This window comes from Fodinicola feengrottensis, assembly GCF_039530045.1.
Taxonomy (GTDB): Bacteria; Actinomycetota; Actinomycetes; order Mycobacteriales; family HKI-0501; genus Fodinicola; species Fodinicola feengrottensis.
Genome location: NZ_BAAANY010000002.1, coordinates 163,324 through 176,244, shown reverse-complemented (window position 1 = coordinate 176,244; position 12,921 = coordinate 163,324). Strand labels below are relative to the sequence as shown.

Here is a 12,921-nt window from a genome sequence, read left to right as displayed (position 1 = left end):
AGCGAGAAGATAGTAGAGGGAAACGATGGCCGAACTGACCATCTCGGCGGACGAGATCCGTGGGGCGATCGACCGGTACGTCTCGTCGTACGCGCCCGACGTCTCCCGCGAGGAAGTCGGCGTAGTAACCGACACCGGCGACGGCATTGCCCACATTGAGGGCCTGCCGTCCACCATGACCAACGAGCTGCTGGACTTCGGAAACGGCATCCGTGGCCTGGCCCTGAACCTTGAGCAGCGGCAGATCGGTGCCGTCATCCTCGGTGACTACAGCCACATCGAGGAGGGCCAGCAGGTCCGCCGTACCGGTGAGGTGCTGTCCGTTCCCGTCGGTGACGAGTTCCTGGGCCGGGTCGTCGACCCGCTGGGCGCCCCACTGGACGGCCGGGGCGAGATCGAGGCCACCCGCCGCCGCCCGCTGGAGGTGCAGGCCCCGTCCGTCGTGCAGCGGCAGCCGGTGTCCGAGCCGCTGCAGACCGGCATCAAGGCGGTCGACACGATGACCCCGGTCGGCCGTGGTCAGCGCCAGCTGATCATCGGTGACCGCAAGACCGGCAAGACCGCGGTCGCGATCGACACGATCATCAACCAGAAGGACAACTGGGCCTCCGGCGACGAGAAGAAGCAGGTCCGCTGCATCTACGTCGCGATCGGCCAGAAGGCCTCCACCATCGCCAGCATCAAGCTGGCGCTGGAAGAGGCCGGCGCGATGGAGTACACCACCATCGTCGCGTCGCCGGCGTCCGACCCGGCCGGCTTCAAGTACCTCGCCCCGTACACCGGCTCGGCCATCGGCCAGGAGTGGATGTACGAGGGCAAGCACGTCCTGATCGTGTTCGACGACCTGTCCAAGCAGGCCGAGGCGTACCGCGCGGTGTCGCTGCTGCTGCGCCGCCCGCCGGGCCGCGAGGCCTACCCGGGTGACGTTTTCTACCTGCACTCGCGGCTGCTGGAGCGTTGCGCGAAGCTGTCCGACGACCTCGGCGGTGGTTCGATGACGGGTCTGCCGATCGTCGAGACCAAGGCCAACGACATCTCGGCGTACATCCCGACCAACGTCATCTCCATCACCGACGGCCAGATCTTCCTGGAGTCGGACCTGTTCAACCAGGGCCAGCGGCCGGCCATCAACGTGGGCCTGTCGGTTTCCCGGGTGGGTGGCGACGCGCAGACCCGGGCGATGAAGGATGTCATCAAGACCCTGAAGCTGGATCTGGCGCAGTACCGCGACCTGGAGGCTTTCGCCCAGTTCGGTACGGAGAACCTGGACAAGGTCTCGCGGCAGCAGTTGGCTCGCGGTGAGCGTCTGCTGGAGCTGCTCAAACAGGGCCAGTACGCGCCGTTCTCGGTGCCGGACCAGATCATCTCGCTGTGGGCGGGCACCTCGGGCAACATCGACGAGGTCCCGGTCGAGGACGTGAAGAACTTCGAGCAGGAGTTCATCTCGTACGTACACAGCAAGTTCCCCGGCTTCGTCTCGACGGTCGACGAGACCGGCAAGCTGCCCTCCGATGGCCTGGAGACGCTCAAGACCGCGATCGACGACTTCAAGAACGGCTTCAGCGGCGGTGCCAGTGGCACCAGGGCCGGCACCGAGGCCAAGGCCGACGCGCTGGCCAAGGGCTCGGAGAAGTCGGAGTCGGTCAAGGTCAACAAGCCGAAGCCGGAAGACGACTAGGCCATGCCAGCCAACGTACGGATCATCCGTGACCGGGTCCGATCTGTTCAGTCGATCAAGAAGATCACCCGGGCCCAGGAGCTGATCGCCGCTTCCCGGATCGTCAAGTCCCGGCAGCGGGTGGACGCGGCTCGGCCGTACACCGAGGAGATCACTCGGGTGCTGACCGCGCTGGCGACCAATGCCAGCAACCTCACGCACCCGCTGCTGGTGCCTCGCGAGCAGGTTCGGCGGGCCGGCGTACTGGTGGTCACCAGTGACCGCGGGTTCGCCGGCGGCTACAACGCGAACGTGCTGCGCAAGGCCGAGCAGCTGTTCTCCCGGTTGCGGGAGGACAACGTCGAGCCGGTGTTGTTCGTGATGGGCCGCAAGGGCATCGCGTACTTCCGGTTCCGGGAACGGCCGATCGCGGCGCAGTGGGCCGGGTTCAGCGAGCAGCCTCGGTTCGAGAACGCGCGGATCGCCGGGGAAACCCTGATCGCCGCGTTCACCGCCGGCGGCGAGTCCACTGTGGACGCCAGCGAGCTGGCGAACGTGCCGAACGGTGTGCCGGGCATCGACCAGCTGCACATCGTGTCGACCGAATTCCACTCGATGGTCAGCCAGACCCCGGCGGCCAAGATCGTCGCCCCACTTCAGGTGGAGTACGTCGAAGAGGGCGCCGAGCACAAGCTGCTGCCGGAGTACGAGTTCGAGCCGGAAGCGGACGAGCTGCTGTCGGCGATCCTGCCGAAGTACGTCAACACCCGGATTTTCGCCGCGCTGTTGGAGGCGGCGGCTTCGGAGTCGGCTGCCCGACAGCAGGCGATGAAGTCGGCGACCGACAACGCCGAGGATCTGATCAAGAACCTCTCCCGCGAGGCGAACCAGGCGCGGCAGGCGCAAATCACCCAGGAGATCAGCGAAATCGTCGGTGGCGCGAACGCGCTCGCGGCGGCAGGGAGTGAAGACTAGTGACATCGACTCTTGACCAGACTTCGGCCGCGGCCGAGGGCGAACTGGCCAGCGGCCGGGTCGTCCAGGTGATCGGCTCCGTGGTGGACGTGGAGTTCCCGCGCAACGCCATGCCGGACCTGTTCCACGCCCTCAAGGTGGACGTGACCCTGGGTGAGCAGACGCAGGTGCTCACCCTCGAGGTCGAACAGCACCTGGGCGACAACGTGGTGCGTACGATTTCCATGCAGCAGACCGACGGCCTGGTCCGCGGCTCCGAGGTGCGCAACACCGGCAACGCGATCACCGTGCCGGTCGGCGACGTGACCAAGGGCCACGTCTTCAACGTGCTGGGCGAGCCGCTGGACATCGAGCCGGCCAAGCTGGAGATCAAGGACCGCTGGCCGATCCACCGCGACCCGCCGCCGTTTGACCAGCTTGAGCCCAAGACCGAGATGCTGGAGACCGGCATCAAGGTGCTCGACCTGCTGACCCCGTACGTGGTCGGCGGCAAGATCGGCCTGTTCGGTGGTGCCGGTGTCGGCAAGACCGTGCTCATCCAGGAGATGATTTACCGGGTCGCCGAGAACTTCGGTGGCGTGTCGGTGTTCGCCGGTGTCGGCGAGCGTACTCGTGAGGGCAACGGCCTGATCGAGGAAATGACCGAGACCGGTGTCATCGACAAGACCGCGCTGGTCTTCGGCCAGATGGACGAGCCGCCGGGCACTCGTCTTCGGGTCGCGCTGTCCGCCCTCACGATGGCGGAGTATTTCCGCGACGTGAAGAAGCAGGACGTGCTGCTCTTCATCGACAACATCTTCCGGTTCACCCAGGCCGGTTCCGAGGTCTCCACGCTGCTCGGCCGGATGCCGTCCGCGGTGGGTTACCAGCCCACCCTGGCCGATGAGATGGGTCAGCTGCAGGAGCGGATCACCTCGACGCGAGGCAACTCGATCACGTCGATGCAGGCGATCTACGTACCGGCGGACGACTACACCGACCCGGCGCCGGCGACCACCTTCGCCCACCTGGACGCCACCACCGAGCTGTCCCGGCCGATTTCGGCCAAGGGCATCTACCCGGCGGTGGACCCGCTGACCTCCACCTCGCGGATCCTGGATCCGCAGTACATCGGGCAGGCCCACTTCGACGTGGCCTCCCGGGTGAAGGTCATCCTGCAGCGCTACAAGGACCTGCAGGACATCATCGCGATCCTCGGCATCGACGAGCTGTCCGAAGAGGACAAGGTGCTGGTCGGCCGGGCTCGTCGGATCGAGCGCTTCCTGTCCCAGAACACGTTCGTGGCCAAGGCCTTCACCGGCCTGGACGGCTCGTTCGTGTCCCGGGACGAGACCGTGGACGCCTTCAAGCGGCTGTGCGAGGGCGACTACGACCACGTGCCAGAGCAGGCCTTCTTCATGTGCGGTGGCCTGGAGGACGTGGAGCGCAAAGCCAAGGAACTGCAGGGCTAAATGTTCTCGTACGCGTTGACGGCCCGGCAGTCGTGGTTCGACTGCCGGGCTGTCACGTGCCAGGGCAACAAACCGACCATTCGCCAAATAGCAGCCATTAGTCGACTTCCAGCATGTCTGGTGACAATCATTCCTGTCACACATAACTTGCTGAATCGCCGATAGACTCACGCTAAATCGCGGTAAAGGAGCTCAAGTGGCGGAACTGCACGTGGAACTCGTCGCGGTGGAGGAGATGATCTTCTCCGGCGAGGCTGAGATGGTTCGCGCGCGTACCACCGAGGGAGAGCTCGGAGTGCTGCCTGGGCACATTCCGCTGCTCGGCCAACTGGTCGACCCCGGTGAGGTGCGAATCAAGACCCGTGACGGTGAGAAGGTCTTCACCGTGCACGGAGGTTTCCTGTCGGTCGACTCCGACGGGGTGTCCATCCTCGCCGAGACGGCGGAGCCGGCGGAAGTTCCCGCCAGCTCGGCGAGCTAGCAGCCGAGAAGCCGGCGGCCGGGAGATGCAGTTCATCGAGGTAGCCGCCCTGGTGGTGATTGCCGCGGTCGCGCTGCTCGCTGCCATCTACACCCGCCGGCACCTGCTTCGTCGCTCCGGCGGAACCGTCGAGATGAGCGTCCGGCTGACCACCCGCGGCCGCGGGTGGGGCTGGGCGTTCGGCGTCGGACGGTTCTCCGGCGACGAGCTGCAGTGGTTCCGGATCTTCAGCCTGTGGCCGCGGCCCAAGCGGCTGTTTCTGCGGCCCAGCATGGAAATTCTGCGCCGCCGGTCACCGTCCGGCCCGGAAACGCTGGCTCTGCCGCCCGGCGCGATCGTGCTGGTCTGTTCCGATCGTGGTTCCCGGATCGAGGTGGCGCTCGCGGATGGTGCGTTGACCGGGTTTCTTTCGTGGCTTGAGGCTGCCGCGCCGGGGGCGCCGTTTTTGTCCGATCGCGCGGCCAGTTAGGTATTTTTGTTTGTACGAGGCTCTCTCCCGGTAACGAGGAGGGGGCCATTTTTTGTTGTGCTGACTCGACAACGGGGATGCCGGTTGGGTAGCGGGCCGGATTTTCGTCGAGTGCGGGACTTTGTGCCGCGGTCGACGTCGAGTGTGGGGTTTTGTCCCGCACTCGACGTCGAGCCTGTTGTTGGCGGGCACGTAAGAGTGAGGGGTGAAAGGGGGCAGGGGGCGGGTCCGCCTACCATGGGCCGGGTGGAAATCATCAGGGTGCGGGGCGGGGCGCGGCTGGAGGGCGAGGTTTTTGTCGCCGGTGCCAAGAACAGTGTTCTGAAGTTGATGGCGGCGGCGCTGTTGGCCGAAGGTCGTACGGTCATCGAGAACGTGCCGCGCATCCTGGATGTCACGATCATGGCGGAGCTGCTCAGGAGGCTGGGCTGCGAGGTCGAGTGGGTCGAGGACGAGCTGACCATCGACGTGCCGGCGGAGCCCGGCACCGAGGCCGACTATGACCTGGTTCGTCGGCTGCGGGCCTCGATTTGCGTGCTCGGTCCGCTGTTGACCCGGCGTGGTCGGGTCAAGGTGGCCTATCCGGGCGGTGACGCGATCGGGTCGCGTGGGCTGGATATGCACATCGACGGGCTGGAGCGGATGGGCGCGAAGGTGTCCAGCGAGCACGGCTTCGTGATCGCCGAGGCCGACCGGCTGCACGGCGCGTCGATCTGGCTCGACTTCCCGAGCGTGGGCGCCACCGAGAACCTGGTGAGCGCGGCGGCGCTGGCGGACGGTACGACGGTGATTGACAACGCCGCCCGAGAACCGGAGATCGTGGACATTTGCGGCATGCTGATCGCGATGGGCGCGAAGATCTCCGGCGCCGGCGAGTCGACCGTGCTCATCGAGGGTGTGCCGGAGCTGAAGCCGGTCCGCCACCGTACGGTCGGCGACCGGATGGTGGCTGGCACGTGGGCTGTCGCGGCCACCATGACCCGCGGCGACGTGCTCGTACGCGGCGCCGATCCGCGGAATCTGGAGATCGCTCTCGACAAGATCTGCACCGCCGGCGCGCAGGTGAGCGCTGAGCAGGACGGCTTCCGGGTGAAGATGGACCACCGCCCGAAGGCCGTCGATGTCGTCACGCTGCCTTATCCGGGTTTCCCGACCGACCTGATGCCGATGGCGATCGCGCTGGCCGCCGTCAGCGACGGCCCGTCGATGGTCACCGAGAACGTGTTCGACGCCCGGTTCATGTTCGTCAACGAGATGGCCCGGCTCGGCGCGGACGTACGCACCGACGGCCACCACGCGGTCGTACGCGGCCGCGACCAGCTCTCCGGGGCCCCGGTGACCGCGCACGACATCCGGGCCGGTGCGGGCCTGCTGCTGGCCGGCCTGTGTGCCGACGGCGTCACCGAGGTGTCCGACATCCGCCACATCGACCGGGGTTACCCGGCTTTCGTCCCGCAGCTGCAGGGGTTGGGCGCGGACGTGCAGCGGGTCGACGTGCCGGACGACGAACTCGCGCTGGAATTCTGAAAGAACGACCGATGAGTTTTGCCGCGCCCGCTGGTCTGTAATGGTGGAGACAAACAGACGGTGAGGGAGAGCGATGTCGGACAACGAGGAGTTCGTACGCCTGGCGGACCCGTTCCGGCGTGAGCTGCTGGCGCACTGCTATCGGATGCTCGGTTCGGTGCACGAGGCCGAGGACCTGGTGCAGGAGACCTATATCCGGGCCTGGCGGGCGTACGACAACTTTGAGGGTCGATCGTCTTTGCGTACGTGGCTCTATCGGATCGCCACGCGTACGTGCCTGACCGAGCTCGACACCCGCAAGCGCCGGCCGCTGCCGGCGGACCTTGGCGCGGCCTCCGACAATCCCACCGGTGAGCTGGCGTCCTCGGAGGAGGTCAGCTGGTTGCAGCCGATGCCGGACGCGATGGTCGAGACACCGGCGGACCCTGCCGCGGTCGTCGCTTCCCGGGACAGCATCCGGTTGGCGCTGATCGCCGCGCTGCAGCACCTGCCCCCGAAGCAGCGGGCCGTGTTGATTCTGCGGGACGTGCTGGCCTGGCGTGCCGCGGAGGTGGCTGAGCTGCTGGAGACGAGTACGGCCGCTGTCAACAGCGCCCTGCAGCGCGCGCGTGCGCAGCTGGAAGAGGTGTCGCCGGCGCAGGACAGCATCACTGAGCCGGACAACCCGCAGGACAAGGCGTTGCTCAAGGAGTGGGTGTCGGCGTTCGAGCGCTATGACACGGTGGCGATCAAGGAGCTGTTGACCCAGGACGCCACCTGGCAGATGCCGCCCTACCTGTCGTGGTTCAGCGGCCGGGAAGCGATCGTCAGCCTCATCGAGACGCACTGCCCCGCGCATGGTGCCGGCGCGATCAAGATCATCCCGACCCAGGCCAACGGCCAGACCGCGCTCGCGCTCTACATCCTGGACGACGAAGGTGTGCATCGCGCGCACTCGCTGCAGGTGCCGACGATCGTGGACGGCCTGGTGGCCAAGATGGTGGCCTTCTTCGACACCGACCTGTTCGCCAGGTTCGGTCTGCCGGACGTGCATCCGGACTCGGCCGCTTTACCAGTGTCAGCCGCGCCGAGATGACCAGCTTGCCGGCCACCGCCCAGTTCACCGAGGGAGTCGGGTTGCTGGAGCGGGCGGTGAGCTATGCCCTCGGTGCCGTACGGATGGTGACCGACGAGTCACTGTCCTGGCCGACGCCCTGTCGGCCGTGGGATCTGCGGACGCTCGTACGACATCTGAACGACTCGCTCAGCGCTCTCACCACCGGCATCGACGAAGGCCGGATCGACGGTGAGCCCGACGAAGGGTCGGTCGCCGACCCGCTGGCGGCTTTCCGTTGGCGGGCGTCCCGGCTGATGGGTGGGTGGGCGACGACCCCCGGAGACGGTGGTGTGATCGAGATCTCAAGCGTCGGCCTGACCGCTTGCGTCGTCGCGGTGGCCGGGTCCGTCGAGATCGCCGTACACGGTTGGGACATCGCCCAGGCCACCGGCCGGCCGCGGCCGATCCCGCGGGCGCTCGCGACCGAACTGCTGGAGGTCGCGCCGCTGCTGGTCGCCGACGGTGACCGCCCGGGCCTGTTCGGTCCGCGGGTCTGGGTGACTGGCCCGGCCGCCGCCAGCGACCGGCTGGTCGCCTACCTCGGCCGCCAGCCCTGACGCTAGCGCTGGCTGACCAGGCGGCGGGCGCGCGGTGCGTCGACGGGGAAGACCAGCACCACCGTGCTGTCGTCCTCCTGGCTGGTGGTGGCGCGGATCTTCGCCTCCGCCAGCACCGCCTTCAGAGCCAGCCCGTCGGCCTCGGTGGCGACCCGGGCGACCGCGACCAGCAGCCCGTAGCGGCCCGCTGGCGGGCCGTCTGGCACCGCCGCCTCATGCGGCTCAGGGTCACCGGACAGGGGGTGGGAAGTGGGGTCCTGCGACCGCTGCTGCTCCATGAACTCGGCCAGCTCGGCGTCTTTGGGCCGCGGCGAACCGTACGCCCACCTCAGAATGAGGGCCAGGACGGCCACCACGACGAGCGCCACCAGCAGGTCCATCCAGACAGTGTGACATCGCGCGGCCGCAAACGCGCGTACTAGTCATGGATTGGTGCCTCATCGGTCAAACGGATGACCTACCGGGGGAACCCTCACCCCACAGGTGGACACCCTTAGGGGAGAGGTTCCCTCTGTAGGTCGATGGAATTGTCGGTGGCAGTTGGCAAGCTATGGATGTCGACGCAACCAGATCAGGTTCCAGAGCGTCGTATAGGTAGAAGAGATTGTTGAACAGATTGTCGAACACGGTGTCATCGATCCGGAGTTGGTGCGTCAAGGCAGATGACGGGCTAACCAGGCGCGATGGATGAGGACACCGGCGCATGCAGGACTCGAACGACGAGGATCGGGGGATCAGGGTGGACGGGACGTTGACCTTGGCCCGCATAACGGGGGCCGTTCCCCGTCAGCGGTATGACGGCGGTCTGACTGTCGTCTGCGTTGACGGTCGCCTGGACGCATCCACGGCGACCGAGGTTCGTGAGCGGCTGCACGCCGCGGTCGGGGTCGGCAGCGGAACTTTCGTTGTGGACCTGAGCGATGTGCAGTTGGTCGACGCCACCGGGCTCGGAGTGCTGGCTGGGACCCAGCGCCTGGCCGCCCGCCGTGGTCGCACCATGGTCCTTCGCGGCACACCGCCGCGGGTGGCCCGGCTGCTCCGCATTATCGGGTTGGACCGCGTGCTGCGGTCGGAGACCGTCCGACCGGCGGCCTGACCAGATTTTTCATAGAGCTTCATCTGAAAACGCACCACTTCCTTATGGAAAGCACCACCACATAGAGCCCCACGGGGGCAACCGAAGAAAAGAAGGCTGTTGGTGTCTCGGGCCCGAGACACCAACGGTCATTTTCTTTCGGTCACGGCTTGACCTTCCCTCAGGTGCGGTGGCGAATCAGTCGGATCTCGCAGCCGGCGGCTTCGCTTCGCGCGAGTTTCCCGTCCGCGGTCACCAGCGCACAGCGAAGAGCCTCGGCGGCGGCCACGTATGCCGCGTCGTAACCTGACACGTTCGCGCGCAGCTCCCACATGGTGGAGAGCAGGGCGGTGGTGTCCATCAGGTCGATGGTCAGCTCGCCCAGTGCCGCGACGGCGTGTTTGGCGCGCTCTTCACTAATCTTGCCGCCAAGCAAACGTCCGCGAATGGCCGAGAACGTCTCGACAAAAAGATGTTCCGGCGCCGTCCAATGGTCATCGCGCATCATTTCGAGCCTGCTCAACCGGCCGATGTGGCCGTCATCGGTCAGAGCTGAGCACAACACCGACGCGTCAATGACGATCACTGGTCTGACTCGGATCCTGGCGCCGCCTCAAAACGCCGGTCGCGTTCACTGCGCTCGGCCGTACGGATTTCAGCGTGCTCCTGGGCGGTCAGCCGTGACCCGCCCGATTGCTTGTCGATCTGCAGCAGGATCTCCATGTTGCGCATTCTGCGTGCCTCCCGTTCGACCAACGCGAGCAGAAACGCCTGCAGCGACTGGCCGCGGGCCTGGGCCTGCTCGGCGAGCGCATCGCGGACCTCGATCGGAACATCTCGGATCTGCAACGCCACCATGCATGCATTGTACATGCGTTCCTGCTCGGGTTACGTAGCGAGGGGCCGTGTGCGAAACCTCACGGGGTGATGTGGCAGCTCTTGCCACGGTTCTGAATCGTTACCCGCCAGTAGACTCCGGCCATCCGAGCACCACGGAAGGTGGCCTCCCGTGCCGTATCCGAGCAGTCCTGACGAGCGCGACCGCCCCTGGGTCATGCGTACGTACGCAGGGCACTCCACCGCCAAGGAGTCCAACGCGCTTTATCGGCGGAACCTGGAAAAGGGCCAGACCGGTCTGTCGGTGGCTTTCGACCTGCCGACCCAGACCGGCTACGACCCGGACGACGAACTGTCCCGCGGCGAGGTCGGCAAGGTCGGCGTGCCGGTGACGCATGTCGGGGACATGCGCCAGCTTTTCGACCAGATTCCGCTCGCCGACGCGAACACGTCGATGACGATCAACGCCACCGCGATGTGGCTTTTGGCTCTCTACCAAGTGGTCGCTGAAGAGCAGGGCGCCGATCCGCGGCAGCTGGCCGGCACGACGCAGAACGACATCATCAAGGAATACCTGTCCCGCGGCACGTATGTCTTTCCGCCCGGGCCGAGCCTGCGGCTGATCACCGACACCGTTGCGTACACGGTGAACGCGGTGCCGAAATGGAACCCCATCAACATTTGCTCGTACCATCTGCAGGAAGCCGGCGCGACACCCGTGCAGGAGGTCGCGTACGCGCTGTGCACGGCGATCGCGGTCCTGGACGCCGTACGCGACTCCGGCCAGATCAACGCGGACGACATCGGCCGGGTGGTGGCGCGGGTTTCCTTCTTCGTCAACGCAGGCGTGCGTTTCATTGAGGAGATGTGCAAGATGCGGGCGTTCGTCCAGCTGTGGGACGAGCTGACCGCGGAACGCTATGGCGTGACCGATGCCAAGCAGCGGCGTTTTCGGTACGGCGTACAGGTGAACTCGCTGGGCCTGACCGAGGCGCAGCCGGAGAACAACGTGCAGCGGATCGTGCTGGAAATGCTCGCGGTGACGCTGTCCAGGGACGCCCGCGCCCGCGCTGTCCAGCTGCCGGCCTGGAACGAGGCGCTGGGATTGCCCCGGCCGTGGGACCAGCAGTGGTCGCTACGGTTCCAGCAGGTCCTCGCGTACGAGACGGATTTGCTGGAATACGACGATCTTTTTGCTGGCTCCACCGTGGTCGAGGCGAAGGTGTCGGCCATTGTGGACGGTGCGCGCGCGGAAATGCGGCGGGTGCGGGAGATGGGCGGCGCGGTGGCCGCGGTCGAGTCCGGCTATATGAAGTCCGAGCTGGTCCGGTCGCTGACCGCCCGGCGCGGCCGGATGGAGTCCGGCGAGGACGTGGTGGTCGGCGTCAACAAATTCACCACCACAGAGCCCAACCCGCTGCTCGCGGACCTGGACACCGCGATCCAGACGGTCGACAAAGCAGTCGAACAGCAGGGAATCGACGCCGTACGAGCGTGGCGTGCGGCGCGCGACAGAACCGCGGCTGAGGACGCGCTCGCCGCGCTCACTGAGGCCGCGAAAGGCACGTCGAACCTGATGGACCCGACCCTCGCGTGCGCCCGCGCCGGCGTCACGACGGGGGAGTGGGCCGGTGCTCTGCGTGAGGTTTTCGGGGAATACCGGGCCCCCACCGGCGTCAGCGGCTCGGCCGGCGTGGCCGGTGTCGGCGCCGATATCGAGGCGGTACGAGAGAAAGTTCGCAAGACCGGCGAAGAACTGGGTGTCCATCTGAAGATGCTGGTGGGCAAGCCGGGCCTGGACGGTCATTCCAACGGCGCCGAGCAAGTGGCCGTACGCGCCAGAGACTGCGGTTTTGAGGTTGTCTACCAAGGGATCCGGTTGACGCCTGCGCAGATTGTCTCGGCCGCCGTACAGGAAGACGTACATGTCGTCGGACTTTCGGTGCTGTCCGGTTCACACCTGTCAGTCGTCCCCGATGTCTTGAAGGGCTTGCGTGACGCTGGCCTGGACGATGTGCCGGTGGTGGTCGGCGGCATCATTCCAGACGCCGATGCCGTCCGGCTGCGCGAACTCGGGGTGGCCGAGGTCTTCACGCCCAAGGATTTCGACCTGACGGGCATCCTCTCGAGAGTCGTCACCCAAATCCGCAAAGCCCGCGGCCTGCCGGTGGACGCCTGAGTGTCCGGGCGAGCATGAGTGCGGCGGCGCCCACGCCGGTAATGCCGAGCGCGATCAGCCGCGGGTCCGACCGGTGCAGACCGTAGGCCGTCCAGCACGAGAGCTCGCCGAATACCAATGTCCAGGTGCCGCGCGAAATGCCGGTGGGATGCGCTGTCCGGTAGGCGGTCCAGATCGAGGGCGTGACCTGGACGATGGACGCCGCGGCTAGTACGGTGCCGAGGCCAATGAGCCCGCCGACGGCGTACGACGTGACTAAAACTGTTGCCCAGCAACAAATCGCGAGGACCGCGCGGACGGTGACCAGGCCGCGGGCGGCGAGCATGACCGCGAGCGTGCCGGCAAGCACCGATGCGGCCGACGACGGCACCAGTGCCGTCCAGTAGGCGGACAGCGCGAAGTAGCCGAACCACGCGGCATTGTTAACGCTCGTCAGCGTCGCCCATGGCCAGGACACGCCTGCGATGTCGCGCGTACGCCGGAGTTTGACGATTTGGGGCAGATACTGCGGGATTCCGAACGCTGCGGCGGCGAACGGGAGGTAGTCGAGAAACTGTTCCATATGCAGCAAGAATACGCCGATTTGACCGGCAGAACCTTGCTAATCTATGCGGTGG

At 66.3% G+C, this 12,921-nt stretch carries 13 protein-coding genes and 1 pseudogene; 10 read left to right on the top strand and 4 right to left on the bottom strand.

Annotated elements, in window-relative coordinates:
* Positions 1-25 precede the first annotated feature (25 nt).
* The 8 genes and pseudogenes from atpA to ABD301_RS03270 all read left to right on the top strand — a co-directional run bounded on the left by atpA (position 26) and on the right by ABD301_RS03270 (position 8,213).
* On the top strand, positions 26-1,678 hold the full coding sequence (gene atpA, locus ABD301_RS03305; protein ID WP_344307009.1) for a F0F1 ATP synthase subunit alpha: 1,653 nt from the start codon (positions 26-28) through the stop codon (positions 1,676-1,678).
* A gap of 3 nt (positions 1,679-1,681) precedes the next feature.
* Positions 1,682-2,632, top strand: a complete 951-nt coding sequence (locus ABD301_RS03300; RefSeq protein ID WP_344307007.1) for a F0F1 ATP synthase subunit gamma — start codon at positions 1,682-1,684, stop codon at positions 2,630-2,632.
* Positions 2,632-4,083, top strand: coding sequence for a F0F1 ATP synthase subunit beta (gene atpD / locus ABD301_RS03295; protein WP_344307005.1), 1,452 nt, complete (start codon positions 2,632-2,634; stop codon positions 4,081-4,083). Before ABD301_RS03300 ends, atpD begins: the two co-directional genes overlap by 1 nt.
* Positions 4,084-4,279: 196 nt before the next feature.
* Positions 4,280-4,540: pseudogene (locus tag ABD301_RS03290) on the top strand (F0F1 ATP synthase subunit epsilon); the annotation flags it as partial.
* Between the two features lie 49 nt (positions 4,541-4,589).
* Positions 4,590-5,033: a DUF2550 domain-containing protein gene (locus ABD301_RS03285; RefSeq protein WP_344307003.1), complete on the top strand. Its 444-nt coding sequence runs from the start codon at positions 4,590-4,592 to the stop codon at positions 5,031-5,033.
* Positions 5,034-5,279: 246 nt separating this feature from the next.
* On the top strand, positions 5,280-6,560 hold the full coding sequence (murA, locus tag ABD301_RS03280) for a UDP-N-acetylglucosamine 1-carboxyvinyltransferase (RefSeq protein WP_344307001.1): 1,281 nt from the start codon (positions 5,280-5,282) through the stop codon (positions 6,558-6,560).
* Positions 6,561-6,633: 73 nt separating this feature from the next.
* On the top strand, positions 6,634-7,635 hold the full coding sequence (locus ABD301_RS03275; RefSeq protein WP_344306999.1) for a sigma-70 family RNA polymerase sigma factor: 1,002 nt from the start codon (positions 6,634-6,636) through the stop codon (positions 7,633-7,635).
* On the top strand, positions 7,632-8,213 hold the full coding sequence (locus ABD301_RS03270; RefSeq protein WP_344306997.1) for a TIGR03086 family metal-binding protein: 582 nt from the start codon (positions 7,632-7,634) through the stop codon (positions 8,211-8,213). Before ABD301_RS03275 ends, ABD301_RS03270 begins: the two co-directional genes overlap by 4 nt.
* A gap of 2 nt (positions 8,214-8,215) precedes the next feature.
* On the opposite strand, the gene ABD301_RS03265 is transcribed toward ABD301_RS03270, so the two are convergent.
* Entirely contained in the window at positions 8,216-8,593 is a 378-nt protein-coding gene (locus tag ABD301_RS03265; RefSeq protein WP_279579603.1) for a hypothetical protein, read from the bottom strand.
* 323 nt (positions 8,594-8,916) lie between these two features.
* Between ABD301_RS03265 and ABD301_RS03260 the strand changes: the two genes are divergently transcribed.
* Entirely contained in the window at positions 8,917-9,309 is a 393-nt protein-coding gene (locus tag ABD301_RS03260; RefSeq protein WP_344306995.1) for an STAS domain-containing protein, read from the top strand.
* Between the two features lie 160 nt (positions 9,310-9,469).
* On the opposite strand, the gene ABD301_RS03255 is transcribed toward ABD301_RS03260, so the two are convergent.
* Together ABD301_RS03255 and ABD301_RS03250 are read right to left on the bottom strand one after the other, a co-directional pair.
* Positions 9,470-9,874: a type II toxin-antitoxin system VapC family toxin gene (locus tag ABD301_RS03255; protein WP_279579604.1), complete on the bottom strand. Its 405-nt coding sequence runs from the start codon at positions 9,872-9,874 to the stop codon at positions 9,470-9,472.
* Complete coding sequence (locus tag ABD301_RS03250; protein WP_163567435.1) at positions 9,871-10,146, bottom strand: hypothetical protein; 276 nt, start codon at positions 10,144-10,146, stop codon at positions 9,871-9,873. Before ABD301_RS03250 ends, ABD301_RS03255 begins: the two co-directional genes overlap by 4 nt.
* A 151-nt stretch (positions 10,147-10,297) precedes the next feature.
* Here ABD301_RS03250 and ABD301_RS03245 point away from each other — a divergent pair, with 151 nt between their 5' ends.
* Positions 10,298-12,304: a methylmalonyl-CoA mutase family protein gene (locus ABD301_RS03245; protein ID WP_344306992.1), complete on the top strand. Its 2,007-nt coding sequence runs from the start codon at positions 10,298-10,300 to the stop codon at positions 12,302-12,304.
* Here the strand turns inward: ABD301_RS03245 and ABD301_RS03240 are convergent.
* Positions 12,261-12,866 (bottom strand): hypothetical protein, encoded by a 606-nt coding sequence (locus ABD301_RS03240; protein WP_279579606.1) that lies wholly within the window; start codon positions 12,864-12,866, stop codon positions 12,261-12,263. The two genes, ABD301_RS03245 and ABD301_RS03240, sit on opposite strands and share 44 nt — an antisense overlap.
* Positions 12,867-12,921: the final 55 nt, after the last annotated feature.

Excerpts from the sequence above, each read along its gene's own strand:
- atpA (WP_344307009.1), top strand. The coding sequence starts at position 26 with ATGGCCGAACTGACCATCTCGGCGGACGAGATCCGTGGGGCGATCGAC.
- ABD301_RS03300 (WP_344307007.1), top strand. The coding sequence starts at position 1,682 with ATGCCAGCCAACGTACGGATCATCCGTGACCGGGTCCGATCTGTTCAG.
- ABD301_RS03285 (WP_344307003.1), top strand. The coding sequence starts at position 4,590 with ATGCAGTTCATCGAGGTAGCCGCCCTGGTGGTGATTGCCGCGGTCGCG.
- ABD301_RS03275 (WP_344306999.1), top strand. The coding sequence starts at position 6,634 with ATGTCGGACAACGAGGAGTTCGTACGCCTGGCGGACCCGTTCCGGCGT.
- ABD301_RS03270 (WP_344306997.1), top strand. The coding sequence starts at position 7,632 with ATGACCAGCTTGCCGGCCACCGCCCAGTTCACCGAGGGAGTCGGGTTG.
- ABD301_RS03265 (WP_279579603.1), bottom strand. The coding sequence starts at position 8,593 with ATGGACCTGCTGGTGGCGCTCGTCGTGGTGGCCGTCCTGGCCCTCATT.
- ABD301_RS03260 (WP_344306995.1), top strand. The coding sequence starts at position 8,917 with ATGCAGGACTCGAACGACGAGGATCGGGGGATCAGGGTGGACGGGACG.
- ABD301_RS03250 (WP_163567435.1), bottom strand. The coding sequence starts at position 10,146 with ATGGTGGCGTTGCAGATCCGAGATGTTCCGATCGAGGTCCGCGATGCG.
- ABD301_RS03240 (WP_279579606.1), bottom strand. The coding sequence starts at position 12,866 with ATGGAACAGTTTCTCGACTACCTCCCGTTCGCCGCCGCAGCGTTCGGA.